Here is a 20253-nt window from a genome sequence, read left to right on the forward strand (position 1 = left end):
CGGAACCAGGCGCGTGGCTCGGCCGCCGCGATGGCGCGCCCCGCGCGGGCATCGCGCTTGCTGCCTCGTTGTGTTTCAGCCGATACGGACGAGATCATGCCGCTCAACGATGCCACCCGCGCCCCCTCCGACCAAGCGCGCCAGCCGGCCGGCGCGAAGGTGCCCGCGCCGTCGCGCGGCGCGCCCGCGGCGCCGGCCGGCCGGCACCCCGCGCCGCCCTGCACGCTGGTGATCTTCGGCGCCGGCGGTGACCTGACGAGCCGGCTGCTGATGCCCGCGCTCTACAACCTCGCGGCGGACGGCCTGCTCGACGAGGGCACGAAGATCATCGGCGTCAATCACGGCGAGCGCGAGACCGAGGCCTGGCGCGACGATTTACACAGCGCATTGCAAAAGCTCGCCGCCGACAAGGCCAGCACCTTTCACGCCGGCAAGCTCGACGAGCACGCCTGGCGCTGGGTCGCGCAGCGCCTGCAATACCTGGCCGGCGACTTCGAGGACGAGGGCACCTACCGGCGTCTCGCGCAGCAGCTCGGCGCAGGCGGGCCCGGCGCCGCGCACGGCAGCGTGGCGTTCTACCTCGCGGTGAGCGGGCGCTTCTTCAAGCCGATCGTCGAGCGCCTGGGCAAGGCCGGCCTGCTCGAGCAAGCCGGCGACGGCGGGCCGTTCCGCCGCGTGGTGATCGAAAAGCCGTTCGGCACCGATCTGGCCTCGGCACGCGACCTGAACCGGCACCTGCTCGGCTTCATGAAGGAATCGCAGATCTACCGGATCGACCACTTCCTCGGCAAGGAGACGGTGCAGAGCATCCTGGCCGTGCGCTTCGCCAACGCGCTGTTCGAGCCGATCTGGCGGCGCGAGTACATCGACAGCGTGCAGATCGCGGCTTCCGAGGTGATCGGCGTCGAGCGCCGCGGCAGCTTCTACGAGCAGACCGGCGCGTTCCGCGACATGGTGCCGAACCATCTGTTCCAACTGCTCGGCATGGTCGCGATGGAGCCGCCGAACTCGTTCGACGCGCGGGCCGTGCGCGACAAGAAGGCCGAGGTCTTCGACGCGCTGAAGCCGCTCGCGCCGCGCGACGTGGTGTTCGGCCAGTACGCGGCGGGGCCGGGCGGTGCGGCCTATCGCGACGAGCCCGACGTGGCGCCCGACAGCACGACCGAGACCTACGCGGCGGCGCGCGTGCAGATCGACAACTGGCGCTGGGCCGGCGTGCCGTTCTACCTGCGCACCGGCAAGCGGCTGGCCGAGCGGCGCACCGAAATCGCCGTGCAGCTGAAACCGGTGCCGTTCCGGCTGTTCCGCGACACGCCCACCGACGCCCTGACGCCGAACGTGCTGACGCTGCGCATCGACCCCTCGCACGGCACCAGCTTCGATTTCAACGTGAAGACGCCGGGGCCGGTCATGCGGGTCGGCGCGGTGCGCTCGTCGTTCGATTACGATGCGTTTTTCCCCGAGCGCGCCAACGTCGGCTACGAGACGCTGCTCTACGATTGCCTGCTCGGCGACGAGACGCTGTTCCAGCGCGCCGACAGCATCGAATCGACTTGGCAGGCCGCCGAGGGCGTGCTGCACCCGCGTGACGGCGCCGCGATCCCGGTGCAGGCTTACCCGGCCGGCAGCGAGGGGCCGGCCGAGGCCGCCGCGCTGATCGAGCGCGACGGGCGCGCGTGGCGGCCGCTCGCGGCGCGGCAGGCAGGGGCCGAAGCGCAGGCGAAGGCGGCGTCGCATTCCGCTTCGAAGCCGAAGCCGAAGCCGAAGCCGCAGGCGGACGCCGGCAAGCCGTGACGCCCGGCCGATCACGCCGATCACGAGTGGCCGGCGGCGTGTCGCGAGGCCGGCACAACCAGAACCCGCACCACGAGACGAACTTCATGAAACCGAGCCAGAAACCGAGCACGAAACCCCATGACACGCACCACGCGGCCGATGCGGCGGGCAGCGCCGAGCGCATCCTCTCGATCGACATCGGCGGCAGCGGGCTGAAGGCGGCCGTGGTCGACACCGGCGCCAACATGCTCGGCGAGCGCGTGCGCGTGCCGACGCCGCACCCGTGTCCGCCGGCGCTACTGGTCGAGACGCTGCATACGCTGGTCGCGCCGCTGATCGCGAGCCAGGCGCCGTCGCGCGTGTCGATCGGCTTTCCCGGCTTCGTGCGCGACAACCGCGTGCTGACGGCGCCGCATATCGGCCCGGACGGCTGGCGCGACGTGCCGCTCGCGGCGCTGCTGGGCGAGCGGCTCGGCATCGCCGCGGTGCGCATGATCAACGACGCCGAGATGCAGGGTCTGGCCGCGATCGAGGGGCGCGGCCTGGAGTTCGTGCTGACGCTCGGCACCGGCGCCGGCACGGCGCTGTACCGCGACGGCGAACTGATGCCCCATCTCGAACTCGCGCATCATCCGGTCAGCCGGAAGCACGCCTATGACGAATACATCGGCGACGCGGCGCGCCGCAAGGCCGGCAACCGGCGCTGGAGCCGGCGCGTGGCGAAGGTGATCGGCATCCTCGAATCGCTCGTGCATTACGACCGGCTCTGGATCGGCGGCGGCAATGCCGCCCGGTTGAAGCTGGAACTGCCGCCGAACGTGGCGACGGTGCCCAATGATCGCGGCATCGAGGGCGGGGCGCTGCTGTGGCATCCGCGCTCGGTGCGCGAGACGCGGCAGGGCTGACGGCGAGGGGCGCGCGCCGGGGCGGGCGGCGGGCGGCACGGCGGGGCGGGCGGCACGGGCCGCGGCGGGTCCGTGCGGGCGGCCGGCGAAAGCGGGTAGACTCCGCAGCTTCGTCGTCCGCGATAGGGAGCAACTCGTGAAACGCATTCTCGTGATCGGCATCGGTGCCGGCAATCCCGACTACCTGACCGTGCAGGCCATCAAGGCGCTGAATCGCGCCGACGTGTTCTTCGTGATGGACAAGGGCGCGGCCAAGAGCAAGCTGATCGCGCTGCGCCGCGAGATCGTCGAGCGCTACGCCACCGAGCGCCCCTACCGCATGGTCGAGGCCACCAGCCCCGAGCGCGGCCCCGACGGCGCCAGCTACGTGGGCGCGGTCGAGACGCTCAACCGCGACAAGCAGGCCGTGTTCGAGCGGCTGATCGCCGAGGAACTGCGCGACGGCGAATGCGGCGCGTTCCTGGTGTGGGGCGATCCCGCGCTCTACGACAGCACGCTGCGCATCCTCGACGCGATCCTCGCCGACGGCCGGCTTCGCTTCGACTACGAGGTGATCCCGGGCATCAGCAGCGTGCAGGCGCTCGCCGCGCGGCATCGCGTGCCGCTCAACGCGATCGGCCGCGCGTTCGAGGTCACCAACGGCCGCGGGCTCGCCGAGGCCGGTTTCCCGCCGCGGGCGGACAGCGTGGTGGTGATGCTCGACGCGCAGAACGCGTTCACGCGCCTGGACGGCGAGGCCCTCGAGATCTTCTGGGGCGCCTACGTCGGCACGCCCGACGAGATCCTCGTGTCCGGCCCGCTGGGCGAGGTGCGCGACGAGATCGTGCGGGTCCGCGCCGAGGCGCGCGAGCGGCACGGCTGGATCATGGATACCTATCTGCTCAGGAAGCGCGCGCGCAGCGGCGAGTGAGCCGCCGCCCGGCCCTCAAGCGAACCAGCGGTTGGTGCGCGCCCAGCGCGCGAACAGCTTCGGCCACGAGGCCGGCTCGCTGTCCGGCACGCCGAGCGACCAGCCGTGCCCGCCCGACTGGTAGACGTGCAGCGCGGCCGGCACGCGCGCGCTGCGCAGCGCGGCGTGCGCGAGCAGCACGTTGTCCACCGGCACGATCGGATCGTCGAGCGCCTGCGCGAGGAACGTGCGCGGCGCGTTGGCGTCGATCCGCAGCACCGGCGAGAGCGCCTCGGCGGCGCCCGCCGGCGGCGCCTCGCCGAGCAGGTGGCGGTGCGAGCGGGTGTGCTCGAACGGCGGCAACAGCGTGAGCACCGGATAGATCAGCGCGGCCAGGTTCGGGCGCGCCGAGAGCCGGTCGGCGCCGTCGGTCTCGGGATAGCGCCGCGCGTTCGGATCGAACGCGGTCATGCCGGCCAGGTGGCCGCCCGCCGAGAAGCCCATGATCGCGATGCGCGCCGGATCGATGCCGTCGCGCTGCGCGCGCGCGCGGATCACGCGCATCGCGCGCTGGCCGTCCTGCAGCGGCGCGCCGCGCTGCCAGCCCTGCTCGGGCAGGCGGTAGACGAGCTCGTAGGCGGTCACGCCGAGCGAGGCCAGCCAGCGGCAGACCGGGCCGCTTTCATGGGCCAGCTCCACGCATTCGTAGCCGCCGCCCGCGATCACCAACGCGGCCGCGCCGTTCGGCGCGACCGGCCGGTACACGTGCAGGCGCGGCGCGACCACGCCGGTCACGGCGCCGCGCCGGATCACGCGCTCGCCGTCGAGGTTCATGTCGGGCAGCGGATCGGGCGGCAGCTCGCGCCACAGCCGGATCGCCTCGTCGGGCAGCAGGCGCGGCGGCGCGGCCGTGGCCGGCTCCTTCGGCGGCTGCTGGGCGCGCGCGGCGGCCGGCAGCAGCGCGCCCAGCGTGCCGCCCACGGCGGCGCCGATCAGGTTGCGGCGGGTGTCATCCATATCTGGGAGGGGGCATGAAGCCATCACGTCAGGCTTGCATTTAACCGCATCGAGGCACTTCGGGTTGTGACGTAATGTATAAATCCGGGGCCGGAACCATGGCGCCGAGCCGCCCGCCGGCCTGACGGCCCTGCGCCACGCCGGCAGCGGCAGCGGCGGGTTTCGCTTGCGGTCCCCCGCGCTCCATGCGCTATCATTCACCCCTGTACAAACGTACAGGCTTCGACAATTCCCGTGCCGCCCGCCGTTCCCGCCCCCCACGCCTTCTATTACCTCGACAACTTCGAGCGCGCGCTCGCCTGGATCGCCGAGCGTTACGACGATCTGCTCGACACGGCCGAGCAGGCCTTCCTGCGCGGGTTCGCCGGCCTGCCGCGCGCCTCGCGCGCGCTGCTGGTGCGCATGCTGATGCGCAGCGGGCCGTGGTTCCGGCGCAGCAAGCTCGTCTACCACGAGATCGGCGACGCCGCCGCGGCCGCCGCGCCGCTGGTGGCGCTCGGCTGGGTCGACGCGGCGCCGGCGCTGGCGCTCGACGCCGTATTCGCGCTGGCCACCCGCCCGGAGCTGGCGCGGCGCTTCGCGGCGCCGAAGGGCGCGCGCAAGGCCGACTGGCTCGACGCGCTGCGCGCCGAGGCCGGGCCTGCGCTCGAACAGCCGTTCGAGGCCTGGCTGCCGGCCACCGGCGACAGCGTGTTCGAGGTCCGCATCGGCGCGCTGTGCGACCGGCTGCGGCTGATGTTCTTCGGCAACCTGCATCAGGACTGGTCGGAGTTCGTGCTGGCCGAGCTGGGCGTGCTCCAGTACGAGCGCGTGGCCTTCGAGCCGTCCTCGCGCGCGTTCCAGCAGCGTGCCGACCTGGACGCGTACCTGGCGCTGTTCGCCTGCCGCGAGGCGCTGGCCGCCTGGCCCGGGGACGCGCCGCTCGACGCGCTGACGGCCGAGGTGGCCGCCGTGGCCTGCGCGCAGGGCTGGCTGGAGACGCGCCGCGCCAAGCTGCTGCACGGCATCGGCACGGCCTGCGAGCGGCGCGCCGACTGGCCCGGCGCGCTCGCCGCCTATGCGGCGAGCGGCTGGCCCGGCAGCCGGCACCGCCGCATCCGCGTGCTGGAGCGCGCCGGGCGCGACGCCGAGGCGCTCGCGCTGGCCGAGGCGGCCGCCGCGCAGCCGGAGAGCGAGGCGGAGCGTCAGCGCGTCGCGCGCCTGCTGCCGCGCCTGCTCAGGCGCGCCGGCCGGCCCGTCAGGCGGGCCGCGGGCGCCGCGCCGGTGGCGCGCGAGACGCTGGTGCTGGCGGCGCCGCGCGTGCCGGATTCGGTCGAGACGGCGGTGGCCCTGCACCTGTCGGGCGACGGCGCGATCGTCTACTACGTCGAGAACACGCTGATCAATTCGCTGTTCGGCCTGCTGTGCTGGGACGCCGTGTTCGCGGCCGTGCCCGGCGCGTTCTTCCATCCGTTCCAGCGCGGCCCGGCCGACCTGCATGCGCCCGACTTCCGGGCGCGCCGCGCGGCGCGTTTCGAGGCCTGCCTCGCGCAGCTCGATTCGGGGGCCTGGCGCGACACGGTGCTGCGCCGCTACGCGCAGAAGGCGGGCATCCAGTCGCCGTTCGTGTTCTGGGGCGCGCTCGACGATGCGCTGCTCGCGCTGGCGCTCGACTGCATCGATCCCGCGCACCTGCGGCGCTGCTTCGAGCGCCTGCTCGACGATCCGCGCGACAACCGCTCGGGGCTGCCGGACCTGATCCGCTTCTGGCCGGCCGAGCGCCGCTACGAGCTGATCGAGGTGAAAGGGCCGGGCGACCGCCTGCAGGACAACCAGATCCGCTGGCTCGACTACTGCGTCGGGCACGGCATGCCGGTGCGCGTGATCGACGTGGCGTGGGCGCCGCCGGCCGCGCAGGCCGGCACGCCGCGCGAGGCGGCCGCGATGGCGGAGCCGGGCGCATGAACTACACCGTGGCGGTGCGCGCCATGTGCGAGTTCACCGCGAAGCGCGGCGACCTCGACCTGCGCTTCACGCCCGCGCCGTCGGCGCAGGAGGGCATCGTCGGCCACGGCATCGTCACCTCGCGGCGCGACGACGGCTACGAGCGCGAGATCGCGCTGGCCGGCGAGCACGGCAATGTGACGGTGCGGGGCCGCGCCGACGGCTACGATCCGGCGCTCAACCGCATCGAGGAAATCAAGACCTACCGCGGCGACCTGAACCGCATGCCCGCCAACCATCGCGCGCTGCACTGGGCGCAGGCGCGCGTGTACGGGCACCTGCTCTGCAAGCTGCGCGACCTCGCCAGCCTGACGGTGGCGATCGTCTATTTCGACGTCGATTCGCAGCAGGAATCGGTGCTGACCGAGACGCACAGCGCCGCATCGCTGCGCGACTGGTTCGAATCGCAATGCGAGCGCTTCGCCGCGTTCGCGGCCAGCGAGACCGCGCACCGCGCGGCGCGCGACGCGGCGCTGCGCGTGCTGCCGTTTCCGCACGGCACGTTCCGCAGCGGGCAGCGCAGGCTGGCCGCCGACGTCTATCGCGCCGCGCGCGACGGCCGCGCGCTGCTCGCGCAGGCGCCGACCGGGATCGGCAAGACCGTCGGCACGCTGTTTCCGATGCTGCGCGCCTGCGGCGACGGCCATCTCGACCGCGTGCTGTTCCTGACCGCGAAGACGCCGGGCCGTGCGCTCGCGCTCGAGGCGCTCGACCTGCTGCGCCGCGCGCACCAGGCCGCGGCGCCGGCGGCCGGCGCCGAGCCCGCCGCCGGCGCCGCCGTGCTGCCCCTGCGCACGCTCGAACTGGTCGCGCGCGACAAGGCCTGCGAGCATCCGGACCGCGCCTGTCACGGCGAATCGTGCCCGCTCGCGCGCGGCTTCTACGACCGGCTCGACGCCGCGCGCGGTGCCGCGCTGGCGCGCCTGACGCTCGACCGGGCCACGGTGCGCGAGACCGCGCTCGCGCACCAGGTCTGCCCGTACTATCTCGCGCAGGAGCTGGCGCGCTGGGCCGACGTGATCGTCGGCGACTACAACTACTATTACGACGGCAGCGCGCTGCTGCATTCGCTCGCGGTGCAGAACCAGTGGCGGATCGGCGTGCTCGTCGACGAGGCGCACAACCTGCTCGACCGCGCGCGCGGCATGTACAGCGCGACGCTCGACCAGTTCGTGCTGGCCGACGCGAAGCGGCGCGCCTCGCCCGCGCTCGCCGCGCCGCTGGAGCGGCTCAACCGCGAATGGAACGCGCTGAACCGCGCGCTGGAGCAGGACTACGTGGTGCAGGCCACGGTGCCGCCGGCGCTGCTGCTGGCCGCGCAGCGCTTCATCGGCCGCGTCAGCGAGCTGCTGGCCGAGCTGCCGCTGTCGATCGAGCCGCAGGTGCTGCAGTTCGCGTTCGACGCGATGCATTTCGTGAACCTGGCCGAGCAGTTCGACACGCACTCGATCTTCGACATCACGCGCGTGGCGGGCGAGGCGGCGCGCGTGCGCGGCTCGCGCGGCGGGCGCGCGAAATCGGTGCTGTGCGTGCGCAACGTGATTCCGGCCGATTTCCTCGCGCCGCGCCATGCGTGCGCGCGCGCCACCGTGCTGTTCTCCGGCACGCTGAGCCCGTTCCAGTTCTATCGCGACACGCTCGGCCTGCCGGACGGCACGCCCGCGCTCGAGGTGGACGGGCCGTTTCGCGCCTCGCAGCTGGAGGTACGGGTGGCCGGCCACGTCTCGACGCGCTGGCGCGACCGCGAGGGCTCGCTGGCGCCCATCGTCGAGCTGATCGCGGCGCAGTACGCGCGGCGGCCCGGCAACTATCTCGGCTTCCTGAGCAGCTTCGACTACCTGCGGCGCATCGTGGCGCTGATGCGCGAGCGGCATCCCGAGGTGCCCGTCTGGGCGCAGGAGCGCGGCATGGACGAGGCCGCGCGCGACGCGTTCCTCGCGCGCTTTCGCGACGGCGGCCGGGGCGTGGGCTTCGCGGTGCTCGGCGGCGCGTTCGCCGAGGGCATCGATCTGGCCGGCGAGCGGCTGATCGGCGCGTTCATCGCCACGCTCGGGCTGCCGCAGATCAACGACGTCAACGAGCAGATGCGCCGCGCGCTCGACGCGCGCTTCGGCAGCGGCTACGACTACATGTACCTGTTTCCGGGCATGCAGAAGGTGGTGCAGGCCGCCGGGCGCGTGATCCGCACCGAGCACGACGAGGGCGTCGTGCATCTGATCGACGACCGCTACCGGCGCCGCGAGGTGCAGCGGCTGCTGCCGAAGTGGTGGCGGATCGACGGCTAGCGGCTGCCGCGCGGCGCATCGAAGCGGCCGGCCGGAACGGTTCCGGTGAGCGGCCGTGCCGAGCGCGCCGCGGCGCGGACGAGCCGGCCGCTTCGCGCCGCCGGGCTCAGGCCGCGGCGCGCTTGGCCGGGGTGCCGGCGCCGGCCTGCGCCGCGCCCTCGGGCGCCACGCCGACCTTCCAGACGGTCGGCGGCTCGGTGCCGTCGACCGAGTGGGCGCCGACGATCCGCGCCTTGTACACCACCGGATTGTGCGAGGCCACGGTGCGCGCGTTGCGCCAGTGGCGGTCGAGCGCCGCCGCGCCGCGCGTGGCCGACGCGCCGAGCGCGTCGAACAGATGGGTGGCCGCGCGCAGCACGAGGTCGGTCACCACCACCTGCGCCTGTGCCGATTCGAGTTCGGCGGCCACGTTGGCCGCGTGCTCGGCCGGCGTGCCGGCGCCGTCGTGCAGTTCGTAGGCGCGCTGCGCGGGCTCGGCCGCGCGCAGCGTGATCGCCTCGGCCGCGTAGGCCCAGGACGCCACTTCGCCCACCACCTGCAGGATCTGCGGATCGTCGCCGGCGCGCGCGGCGTTGCCGTGGCTGTAGATCCGCTTGCGCTCGCGCACCAGGCGGCCGGCGTCGCGTTCGGCCGCGCGCGCGATGCCGGCCAGCGTCGCCAGATGGAACAGCTGATAGAACGCGGTCTGGTAGCGAAAGCGCCGCGAGAAGTCGATCAAGCCGTGCGGATCGACGCGGGCCTCGGTGAAGCGCGTCGTGCCGCTGCCGGTGGTGCGCTGGCCGAAGCCGTCCCAGTCGTCGACCAGCGTGACGCCGGGCTGGGCCGTGGCGACGGCCGCGATCACCGGCGCGCCGTCGGCCTCGCGCTGCGCGTACACGTCGATCCAGTCCGCGAACAGGCTGCCGGTGGTGTAGAACTTCTCGCCGTTGACGACCCAGCCTTGGTCACGGCGCGAGACGCGGGTGCGCGCCTCGCCGAGCGCCGCCTCGCCGGTTTCGCTCCAGGCGTTGCCGACCAGCTGCCCGGCCGCGAAGCGGGCGAGCCAGGTGTCGCGCGCGGCGCCGGGCGGCGCGTTGAGCCAGTCCTCGACGAATGCGAAATGGCCGCGCAGCGCCTGCGGCAGGTTCGAATCGGCGGCGGCGAGCTCGATCAGCAGGCGCAACAGCTGCGGGATCGAGGCGCCGAGGCCGCCCGAGGCCGTCGGCACGCGCAGCGCGCCGAAGCCGGCCTGCCTGAGCCAGCCGATCGCCTCGACGGGCAGCGTGCGGTGGCGGTCGCGCTCCACGGCGCCGCTGGCGATGCGCGCGAAGACGGGCCGGAAACGCGCGGCGAGCGCGTCGTAGTCGGCGCCGGCCGAGCGCAGGGGGACGGAGGGGGACGACATGGCGGTAGCTCCTGACGGATCGGACAAGCCCGATTTATACGGAGCGGCGCGCGCAACTGACAACCAAGCAGTTCGGGGAACCATATTCCGATCGGCGCAAAGCCGCGGAAAACGCGCCGCCAGGGCGGCTGCGGTTTCGGGCGGCGGGCACGGCTGGCGCGGGCGCAGCGTCGGGCCCGCCCCGCTCGAGCTGCTGCGCGTGCGCGGCGCGGCGGCCCGTCGAGCGCCGCCAGGTTCCCACCGGATGAGACGTCCAGGCCGCCGCGCCGCGCGCATCCGCGAGGGGGGTTCAAAAACCGCAAAAAAGAACCTTACCAAGCAGATAGAATCAGCCTTTTGCGCCGGAACGGAGCCTTCGTGAGCAAGCAGAACACGCATGACCCTGACGTCGAGGAAGCCGGCGCACCCGACTTTCTCCGTGGCGGCGGCGCATTGGGGCGGCTGATGCGCGCGCACGATTGGGCGGCGACCTCACTCGGCGTTCCGGATACCTGGCCGCAGAGCCTGCGCTCCGCGGTCGGCATCTGCCTGGGCGCCAACTTTCCGATCGCCATCTACTGGGGCCCGGACCTGGTCCTGCTTTACAACGACGCCTGGAGCCCGATCCTCGGCGCCAAGCACCCTTGGGCGCTGGGGCGCCCCGGCATGGAAGTCTGGCCCGAGATATGGGCCGAGATCGGACCGTTGTTCGGGCAGGTCCTGGACACCGGCATCGGCGTCTGGCAACACGACCAGCTGCTGCCGATGCGCCGGCATGGCTACACGGAAGAGTGCTACTTCAATTTCACCTTCAGCCCGATCCGCGGTGACACGGGCGCGGTGGAGGGCATTTTCAACGCGGTCCTGGAAACCACCTCGGCGGTCATCTCGAAGCGGCGCGAACGCATCTTGCGCGAACTCGCCGAGACGCTGGCCGATGCCCGCAACGAGCAGGAGGTGTTTTCCGCGGCGGTCGACCTGCTGGCCGGGCAACGTGCCGACCTGCCGTTCTGCCTGCTCTACCAGTCGGACGATACGCGGCCGGTGGCGCAGCTGCGCGCGGCCGCCGGCGTCGAGCCTGGCGGCCCGGCCGCTGCCGAGGCCATCGCGCTGGACGCCGACGACGGCGCGCCCTGGCCGCTCGCCGCCGTGTTTCAGACCGGGCGGGCCACCCCCGTCAACGGTCTCGAGCGGCGCCTGGCCTCGGCCCTGAAGGCCGGCCCGTGGCCGGAGCCGTGTACCCAGGCGCTGATCCTGCCGGTGATGACGGCGGCCCATCCCATGACGGTCGACGCGTTTCTGGTGGCCGGCGCGAGCCCGCGCCGCGCGCTCGACGACGACTACCACAGCTTCCTGCAGCGCATCGCGGCGCACCTCGCCGCCGCGCTCGCCAGCGCCCGCGCATACGAGCAGGAGCGGCGCCGGGCCGACGCCCTGGCGGAAATCGACCGCGCCAAGACGGCATTCTTCACCAACGTGAGCCATGAATTCCGCACGCCGCTCACGCTCATGCTCGGACCGATCGAGGAACTGCTGGCGGCGCCGGACCCCGTCCGGCCGGAAGCGAGCCAGGCGCTGCAGGTGGCGCATCGAAACGGTTTGCGGCTGCTCAGGCTGGTCAACTCGCTGCTCGATTTCTCGCGGCTCGAGGCGGGCCGGCTGCAGGCCAGGTTCGTGCAGACCGATCTGGCGAAGCTGACGACCGACCTGGCCAGCAACTTCCGCTCGCTGATGGAGCGCGCCAACCTGAGCTTCACGGTCGATTGCGAGCCGATCTCCGCACCGGTCGCGATCGACCGCGAGATGTGGGAAAAGATCGTGCTCAACCTGCTCTCGAACGCGTTCAAGTTCACGATGGAAGGCGGCGTCTCGGTTGCGCTTCGCCAGCGCGATCGTGTCGAGCTGGTGGTCAGCGACACCGGAATCGGCATCGCCGCGCAAGAGCTGCCGCGCGTCTTCGAACGCTTTCATCGGATCGAGGGCGCGCGCGGCCGCTCGTTCGAGGGAAGCGGCATCGGCCTCGCGCTGGTCGACGAACTGGTGCGCATGCACGGCGGCAAGGTCGAAGTGGCCAGCGAGCTGGGCAAGGGCACCACCTTCACGGTGGCGATACCGTTTGGCCGCCCGAACCTTCCGAGCCTGCCCGGCGCCGCGCCCGATGCCGAGTCCGGCGCGCCCGCCCGCGATGCCGCACAGGCTTTCCTGGAGGAGGCCGCGCGCTGGCTGCCCGACGAGCCGCAGGCGACCCTCGACGGGGTGGCCGCCCGGCCCGGCCCGGACGCGCTGCTGCCGGATCGCGAGAGCGCGGAGAGCAAGCGGGAGAGCACGCGGATTCTGGTCGCTGACGACAACGCGGACATGCGCGCCTACGTGCAGCGCCTGCTCGGCGAGCAGTACGAGGTGAGCTGCGCGGTGGACGGGTACGACGCCTTGCGGGCCGCCAAACGCAGCCGGCCCGATCTGATCCTCTCGGACATCATGATGCCGGGGCTCGACGGCATCGGCCTGCTGCAGACCGTGCGCGGCGACGAGGAGCTGCGCGACGTGCCGGTCATCCTGCTGTCCGCGCGCGCCGGCGAGGAGGCGCGCGTCCACGGCCTGCGGGCCGGCGCGGACGACTATCTGGTCAAGCCGTTCTCGGCACGCGAACTCGTGGTGCGGGTGGGCGCGCTGCTGAAGATCACGGCGCAGCGGCGCAAAAGCGAGGGGCGGTTTCGCGCGCTGGTGAGCGCCTCCTCGAGCGCCGTCTATTCGATGAATGCCGACTGGACCGAGATGCGCTTCCTGGAGGGCCGTGACTTCATCGCCGACACGCCGGCCCCCAGCTCGACCTGGCTCGAACGCTATCTCGATCCCGAGGACCGGCCGACGTTTCTGGCCCACCTCAACGAGGCGATCCGCACGAAAAGCAAGTTCGAGCTCGAGCATCGCGTCCGGCGCGCCGACGGCTCGCTGGGCTGGACGCTGTCCCGCGCGATTCCGGTGCTGGACAAGGCGGGCGAGCTGGTCGAATGGTTCGGCATGGCGATCGACACCTCCGAGCGCAAGCGCGTGGAAATCGTGCTGCGCGACAACGCGGCCTGGCTGGAGGCCCAGAAGGAGGCGTTCCAGGCCGCGGTGGACAACGCGCCGCTGCCGGTGTCGCTCGACATCCTGGCGCGCGCCGCCGTCGCGCAGATGGGCGGCCAGGCGCGCTGCGCGTTCTATCTGGCCAACGCCGAGCAGACCGAGCTGACGCGCGTGGCGGGCATGTCCGAGGACTTCGCGGACAACCTCGACCGCTTTCCCATTTCAGGCGACTCCTTCGCATGCGGGCTGGCCGGCTACACGCGGCAGCCCGTCATCACGCCCGACGTCGAGCGCGAGCCTCGCTGGAAGGACTGGCTGTGGCTCGCGCGGCGGCACGCGTATCGGGCCTGCTGGGTGTTCCCGGTCGAGACCTCGTCGGGCAAGGTGGTCGGCACCTTCGCCATGTACCATCCGGCGCCGCGCAATCCCACGGAGCGCGACCACGAACTGGCGCTGCGGCTGACCTTCTGCGCGGCCATCATCATTTCACGGCATCAGGAAGCCGAGGAGCGGGCGCGCGGCGTCGAGGCGCTGCGCGTCGCGGACCGCCAGAAGGACGAGTTCCTGGCGATGCTCGCCCACGAGCTGCGCAACCCGCTGGCGCCCATCGCCAACGCGAGCGAGGTGCTCCTGCGCATACCGCTCAGCGACCCGAAGCTCAGCTTCGCCACCGACATCATCCGGCGCCAGATCACGCAGCTCAGCCGGCTGGTGGACGACCTGCTCGACGTGTCGCGAATCACGCAGGGCCGCATCGTCCTGCAGCGCCAGCCGGTCGAGCTGGCGAGCGTGATTTCACAGGCGGTCGAAACCATCGCGCCGCGGCTGCACGAGCGGCGGCATCGGCTGTCGATCGACACCGCCGGCGAGCCGCGGCATCTGTGGGTGCAGGGCGACATGGCCCGGCTCGTGCAATGCGTCGGCAACATCCTGGCGAACGCCGTGAAATACACCGACCCGGAGGGCGCCATCCGGGTCTGGACGCGTTCGGAGGGGGAGCTTGCCGTGATCGGGGTGTCCGACAACGGCACCGGCATCAGCGCCGAACTGCTGCCGCACGTCTTCGACCTGTTCGTGCAGAGCGAGAGAACGCTCGATCGCGCGCTGGGCGGGCTCGGCGTCGGGCTGGCGATCGTGAAGCGCCTGGTCGCCATGCATGGCGGCACGATCAGTGCGCAGAGCGGCGGACTGGGATGCGGCTCCACGTTCGAAATCCGGCTGCCGCGTATTTCGCAACCGGCGCCGCCGCAGGCGCAGCACGCGCCGCTGCCGACGAACGCGTGGCGCGTGCTGATCGTGGACGACAACGTCGACGCGGCGGATTCCTTATCGGCCTTGCTCAGGCTGCAGGGCCATACGGTGGAGGTGGCCTACAGCGCCGAGGATGCGATTCGTTGCGCCGAAGCGTTTTGTCCCCAAGTGGCGCTGCTCGACATCGGATTGCCCGGCATGAGCGGCTACGAACTGGCCCGCACGCTTCGGGCCAAGCCGCGGCTCGCCGGCATGCGCCTCGTGGCCGTAACCGGCTACGGGCAGACCAACGACGTGCACACGGCTCATGAGGCCGGCTTCGACGAACACCTCGTGAAGCCGGTCGAGCCGTCGGCGCTGGTACGAAGCCTGTCGCCGTCGTGACGGGCGCTGCCGAGCGGCGCGCGGCGCAAGCGCGGCGCCGCGCGCCGGTCGCGGCCGATCGCGCCGGCCGCGATCCGGCACCGTGTGCAGCTTGACGATCCCCAGGCGCCGGCCCGGCCATGCCGTCCGCCGTCCTCAGGTATGCGCGCCAGACTGGCAGGCCGCAACCGGACGCCTTCGTATGCGACGCTGGCCGTCCTGATCCGCATCCCCCATCTCCGGCATCCCGTAGCGGCCAGGCCCCGGCCGCGCCTCTCGTCACGCCGCCCGAAATTCGGGACGGGTGCGGAGCGCCGTGGACGCTCATCGAGGACTTAATTACAGGGTCTTCCCAGCCCTAAGTCTTTTCGCAGGACAGTCGTAAACAAGGTGGAAGAATAACTTGAGACGGTCTGGGAGCCGCAATGAAAAACATGACTGTATCCACCCGCCTGATCGCCGGCTTCGGGTTGTTGACCGCCTTGTTGCTGGCAGTGGCGGCGATCGGTTTTTATGGCCTGTCGCAATTGAATGGGAGGCTGGACGATATCGCGCGCGTGAACAATACCGAGGCGCAGCTGGCTAACCAGTTGCGCGCCTCGATACAGGATCGGGCAGTCGCGGTGCGGAACCTGGCCTTGCTCAGCGACGCGCAGGATATGGCCAAGGAGGCCGAGCGCATCAGCAAGCAGGAGCAGATCTATGCCGACGCGTACCAGAAGCTGTCGCAGATGTTTGCGAACGGACCCGGCACCACCGAGCGGGAGAAGACACTGATCGCGCAGCTCAAGCAGGACGAGGCGATGACGCTGCCTGCATTGCGCCAGGCGATCCAACTGGGCTTGTCCAACGACATGGCCGGCGCGACCCGGGAACTGCTGCGCAGTGTCAGGCCGCTGCAACAGACGTGGCTGGCACGCTCGGTCGAGCTGGCTGACTTCGAGGACCAGCTCAATGGCCAGGCGCAACGGGGCGCCGCGAGCCTGTACTCGAGCGTGCGGGAGCTGATCGGGGCCATCGTCACGGCCTCGCTGCTGGTGGCGGCCGTGACCGCGATCCTCATTACGCGCAGCATCCTGAGGCAGCTTGGCGGCGAACCCGTTTTCGCGCAGTCGGTGGCGGCGGAGATCGCCAATGGCAACCTGATGGTGGACCTGCATCTGAAGCCCGGCGATTCGACCAGCCTGATGGCCTCGCTGGAATCGATGCGCGCCAGGCTGACCTCGATCGTGCACGGCATCAAGACCTCGGCCGAATCGATCTCGGTTGCCGCCAACGAGGTTGCCCAGGGCAATGTGGATCTCTCCCAGCGCACCGAGGAACAGGCGGCATCGCTCGAAGAGACGGCGGCCAGCATGGAGGAACTGACCTCGACGGTGAAGCACAACACCGACAATGCCCGGCAGGGCAGCACGCTCGCGGTCACGGCTTCGCGGACCGCTACGTCGGGCGGTGACGTGGTTCAGCAGGTGATGGGCACCATGGATGACATCACGTCGAGCTCGCGCAAGGTTGCCGAGATCATTTCCGTGATCGAGGGCATTGCCTTCCAGACCAATATCCTGGCGCTCAACGCGGCGGTCGAGTCGGCGCGCGCGGGCGAACAGGGGCGCGGCTTCGCGGTGGTCGCCGGGGAGGTGCGCACGCTGGCACAGCGCAGCGCGGTGGCGGCCAAGGAAATCAAGGAACTGATCGAGACGTCGGTATCGCATGTGGCAGCCGGCTCGCAATTGGTGGCCGGTGCCGGCACGACCATGGACGAGATCGTGCGCTCGGTGAAGCGGGTCAGCGACATCATGGGCGAGATCGCGTCGGCGTCGGCGGAGCAGAGCACGGGAATCGAGCAGGTCAACGTGGCGGTGGCGCAGATGGACGAGGTCACCCAGCAGAACGCGGCGCTGGTGGAGCAGGCCACGGCCGCGGCGCAGTCGATGGCGGATCAGGCGGAAAATCTGCGGGCCACGGTGTCGATCTTCCGGGTCGATGCGAGGGTGCAGACGGAGCCCGCCGCCGCCGTGAAGCGGCAGGTGAGCGTCGCGCCGAAGCAGGCCAAGCGCCGTCCCGAGCCGGCACGGCTGCCGGCGCGGGCGCTCGCGCCGACGGCCGCCGCGGCCGGGGTGGGAAACGGCGAGTGGGCCACGTTCTGACGCGCAGGCAGGAGCGCGGTCGGCATGGGCGACCCGGCTGGCCAGCGTAACGCGCCGCGGCCGTTCGCTTCCGGCTTGGGCCGGGAGCAGGGAAGTGCCATGCCTGTTACCCGGCGTTGCCGGTGAAGCGGGCTTGCTTAGGGATGCAGACCTTGTGCGCTTCGTTGCATCGCGGCTTCGTGGCACCCCGCTTGGAATCGGATGCCACGCCGTGTGCGTACCAAACGCGAGGATCGGCTCACCCCGTCGCGAGCATGAAGGCGTGACGACGGCCAGGCCCGAGCGGTGTGCCGCGATGTCACGCTTGGCGAGTCACGGTATCGCTGGCTCAGGTCCCGAGCGGGCGCAGACCAGCCAGATGCGCGTCGACCTCGTGAAGGTATGAGCTTTTCGCGCAACGGCATCGAAGGTGATAAAGCGATGACCAGGAGTTCTTGAGGCACAAAAATGACCGATGCCAATTTTCCACACCACCACGGCGCAGAATGGAAATCCGTGCAGATCGCTCACATCGGTAATTTGTCGAGACTGCATGCCATAGCGATGGCTGCTGTCGACAGGAAGCGTGACGAGATCGCCGCCTTGCGGCGGGCGGTATTCGAGTCGATACGCGTATCGGGGCGAAAGCTGCCGCAGATGACGGATGTCATCACCTACCTGGAAGCCATTTTTTCGTTGACGGCTCCGTGTCACCTCGATGCCGCCAGGCAGGCGGCAGCGCTGATGCAATCCGCCTTGGAGCAGGCCAGCTCGAGCCTGCGCGATTTCCCCGATCGAGACATCGAGAACGAAGTGTCGATCCGTACCTTGGACGAAGCGATGGCACATCTATTCCAGAGCTGCGAACAAAATGCCCGCAGGATGACGGTGTTGCTCGCAAACGCCGAGCGGGAAATTTTCTCCCTACAGGAGATGCTCGTGAAATTTGCGCCGTGACGGGCGATGCGCTTGCTACCGCTCATCAGGCGCAGCGGAGCGTGCTCGCGCAGTGCCGCAGAAAACCGGCTCCCTTCATTTCCTGACCATCGCCTTGTTGTTTGAAACCAGCCTAAATTCGCTCTGCGCAAGCTCATGACGAAACCAGCCCAACTGACCGCCGCCACCAGCGCGGCGCTTGCCCTTTTCCTGTCCGCCTGCGGCGGAAGCAGCCTGCCATCGACGTCAGGCGCGGTATACATGGGGCCGGTCGCCGACGCGTCGGTGAGCGCCTACGCAATCGCACCGGACGGCACCGTGGCCGACACGGCGCTCGCAACGGGGAGCACGCGCGCCGACGGCACGTTTTCCCTGCCTGGCAGCCTGCGCTACCCCGTGCTGATTCGGGCGACGGGGGGCGTCTATGAAGAGGAAGCGACGGGGCAAAAGGCAGCCATGCAGGGCGAGATCGACGCCGTCTATCTTAGCGCGCCGTCGCAGATGGTCGTGTCGGTCTATTCGAATGCGGTGGTCGCGGGCGCGCGAGCCGCGGGCGGCCTCACTTCCAGCAACGTCGCCGCTGCGATATCGCGCGTGAACGCCTTCGCTGGCGACATCGATGTTCAGCAAACGGCGCCGGCCTTCGTCACGGCGAATACCGCCAATGCGGCGAGCGGATCGACTGCCGTGTCGAACGGCGCGAAGATGGCGCTCGCGCTCGGCGCCGAATCGCAGAGCCGGACCTCGATGGGGGGTTCCATTGCCGACAGCACGCAAGCGATCGTTAGCCAGTCCGCGAACGGCGACACGCTTGCCGAATGCAACACGGGCGCGGGCAATCCGTCGGACGACGGCACGCTCGCGGCACCGGCCGGCTCCACCTGTGCGATCAGCACCGGCGCGGCGGGATTCGTCGGCAATCCCCGCAATCGCTCGGGCATCACGTCGCTCGCAGCGCTCGCGCCGATCATTCCGGGCAAGCCGGCCAATATCACGCTCAGCAGCGAGGCGTGCCGCGACCGCATCGCGCTGTACAGAGAGCAATATTCGCTGTTCACGAGCCGCCGTGACGATGTCCAGGCACGACTGGGCGGCAAGCTGACGGCCGCCAACTGGGCGAGCTTCCCTGACGCGGGCTCGTGGGGGCCGCGCGCCGCGCAGTACGGCGCCATCGCCGCCGCTTCATGCGCGGCCGACGGCGCCACCTTCCAGCGTGAGCTGTTGATGGCCGTCGAGAACTACTGGATCGACCAGAACCTGAACTATTGCCACCATCACATCCCTGCCTGGTTGCCACCCGCCACCCGGCCCTCGTACTTCAACTCGACCCTCGGCTCGTCGAAGCTGACCTGCGCGCCGAATCGCCAGCGCAACGGTGCCCAGACGTCCACGCCACTCGCCGATGCCGATATCAAATGGCAGGGCGTCGACTGCTCGGACTTCACCTCGTGGGCCTACAACTTCGCGGGCGTTACGCACGCGAGCGGCAATCTGCAGACGGGCATCGGCACGCAGGCATGTTCGATCGGCGCCGATCCGCTGGTGTCCGTCACCGATCAGGCGGGCGTCTTGCTCGACATCAACCAGGACAACATCGCACAACTGGTCGATCGCTTGCGGCCCGGCGACCTGTTGTACATCACGGAATCCGCGCAGCCGCAATCTTCGCCGGCGAACGTGGCCTCCGGCTTCGTGGTTTCGCACGTGGTGACATGGACGGGGATGCGCTTCAGCGATCTGCGCAACGGGCCGGAAGGCCAGTACTACGATCCCGCGACGGCCGGCCAGCTGGGCTCGCGGCTCGGCGGCGATTTCGCGAAGTTCTTCACGCGGGCCGACGGTTCGAAGACGAAGGTCGATCTATCGCAACTGGGTACCGCGGACATGGATCCCTGGATGATCATCGACAGCCACTTCGCCGGGCCTGCGTATCGCCCGTTTATCCTGAAGACGTCGAAGCTGGGTGCGGACTGGTATGTAAAGAGCCTGTCGAACGTACGCCGTATCATCGACGCCGACTCGGCCCGCAGCGATCCAGACCTCGCGCCGCTCATCATCACGAAAGAAGCAACGTCGCAAGGGCAATTCGGCACCATGGTCACCTTGAGCTCGCAGCAGTCGCGTAACTCGTCAGCGGGCCACAAGCTCGTCTATCAGATCTCCGGCGCAAGCGGTACGCCGACATGCTATCGCGTCGCGGCGAAGGCCTTCGACGCCTCGAACGTTTCGACAGGGTTGGCCAAGTAAGGCGCTGCCGCCGCGCCCTGCGGTGCCGCCTCGCAGCGGCCCG

General features: G+C 70.5%; 11 protein-coding genes. 9 read left to right on the forward strand and 2 right to left on the reverse strand.

All coding sequences use genetic code 11. The features are described from left to right. Window positions 1–96 precede the first annotated feature (96 nt). The 3 genes from zwf (at window position 97) to cobF (ending at window position 3591) form a co-directional block, all read left to right on the forward strand. Window positions 97–1794, forward strand: a complete 1698-nt coding sequence (gene zwf / locus KS03_RS08210) for a glucose-6-phosphate dehydrogenase (protein ID WP_012733970.1) — start codon at window positions 97–99, stop codon at window positions 1792–1794. A gap of 86 nt (window positions 1795–1880) precedes the next feature. After that, a complete protein-coding gene (locus KS03_RS08215) occupies window positions 1881–2681 on the forward strand; it encodes an ROK family protein (RefSeq protein WP_012733969.1) in 801 nt (266 codons plus the stop codon). Between the two features lie 136 nt (window positions 2682–2817). After that, window positions 2818–3591 carry a precorrin-6A synthase (deacetylating) gene (gene cobF, locus KS03_RS08220; protein ID WP_012733968.1) on the forward strand — a complete coding sequence of 258 codons (774 nt, stop codon included), beginning with the start codon at window positions 2818–2820 and terminating at the stop codon, window positions 3589–3591. Between the two features lie 15 nt (window positions 3592–3606). On the opposite strand, the gene KS03_RS08225 is transcribed toward cobF, so the two are convergent. After that, complete coding sequence (locus KS03_RS08225) at window positions 3607–4587, reverse strand: alpha/beta hydrolase (protein WP_012733967.1); 981 nt, start codon at window positions 4585–4587, stop codon at window positions 3607–3609. Between the two features lie 234 nt (window positions 4588–4821). Between KS03_RS08225 and KS03_RS08230 the strand changes: the two genes are divergently transcribed. Next, on the forward strand, window positions 4822–6531 hold the full coding sequence (locus KS03_RS08230) for a VRR-NUC domain-containing protein (RefSeq protein ID WP_039204324.1): 1710 nt from the start codon (window positions 4822–4824) through the stop codon (window positions 6529–6531). After that, on the forward strand, window positions 6528–8855 hold the full coding sequence (locus KS03_RS08235) for an ATP-dependent DNA helicase (protein WP_012733965.1): 2328 nt from the start codon (window positions 6528–6530) through the stop codon (window positions 8853–8855). Before KS03_RS08230 ends, KS03_RS08235 begins: the two co-directional genes overlap by 4 nt. A gap of 106 nt (window positions 8856–8961) precedes the next feature. Here the strand turns inward: KS03_RS08235 and KS03_RS08240 are convergent, their stop codons facing one another. After that, the gene (locus tag KS03_RS08240) at window positions 8962–10239 is read right to left on the reverse strand and encodes an acyl-CoA dehydrogenase family protein (protein WP_012733964.1); all 1278 of its coding nucleotides are present in this window, start codon (window positions 10237–10239) and stop codon (window positions 8962–8964) included. Between the two features lie 357 nt (window positions 10240–10596). On the opposite strand from KS03_RS08240, the gene KS03_RS28925 reads away from it, so the two are divergent. The 4 genes from KS03_RS28925 to KS03_RS08260 all read left to right on the forward strand — a co-directional run bounded on the left by KS03_RS28925 (window position 10597) and on the right by KS03_RS08260 (window position 20210). Next, complete coding sequence (locus KS03_RS28925; protein ID WP_050811449.1) at window positions 10597–14922, forward strand: ATP-binding protein; 4326 nt, start codon at window positions 10597–10599, stop codon at window positions 14920–14922. A gap of 404 nt (window positions 14923–15326) precedes the next feature. Continuing rightward, window positions 15327–17048, forward strand: coding sequence for a methyl-accepting chemotaxis protein (locus tag KS03_RS08250; RefSeq protein WP_012733962.1), 1722 nt, complete (start codon window positions 15327–15329; stop codon window positions 17046–17048). A gap of 447 nt (window positions 17049–17495) precedes the next feature. Then, entirely contained in the window at window positions 17496–17984 is a 489-nt protein-coding gene (locus tag KS03_RS08255) for a hypothetical protein (RefSeq protein ID WP_026051410.1), read from the forward strand. Window positions 17985–18224: 240 nt separating this feature from the next. Then, window positions 18225–20210: a hypothetical protein gene (locus tag KS03_RS08260; protein ID WP_012733961.1), complete on the forward strand. Its 1986-nt coding sequence runs from the start codon at window positions 18225–18227 to the stop codon at window positions 20208–20210. Window positions 20211–20253: the final 43 nt, after the last annotated feature.

It is taken from the genome of Burkholderia glumae LMG 2196 = ATCC 33617 (assembly GCF_000960995.1).
Taxonomy (GTDB): Bacteria; Pseudomonadota; Gammaproteobacteria; order Burkholderiales; family Burkholderiaceae; genus Burkholderia; species Burkholderia glumae.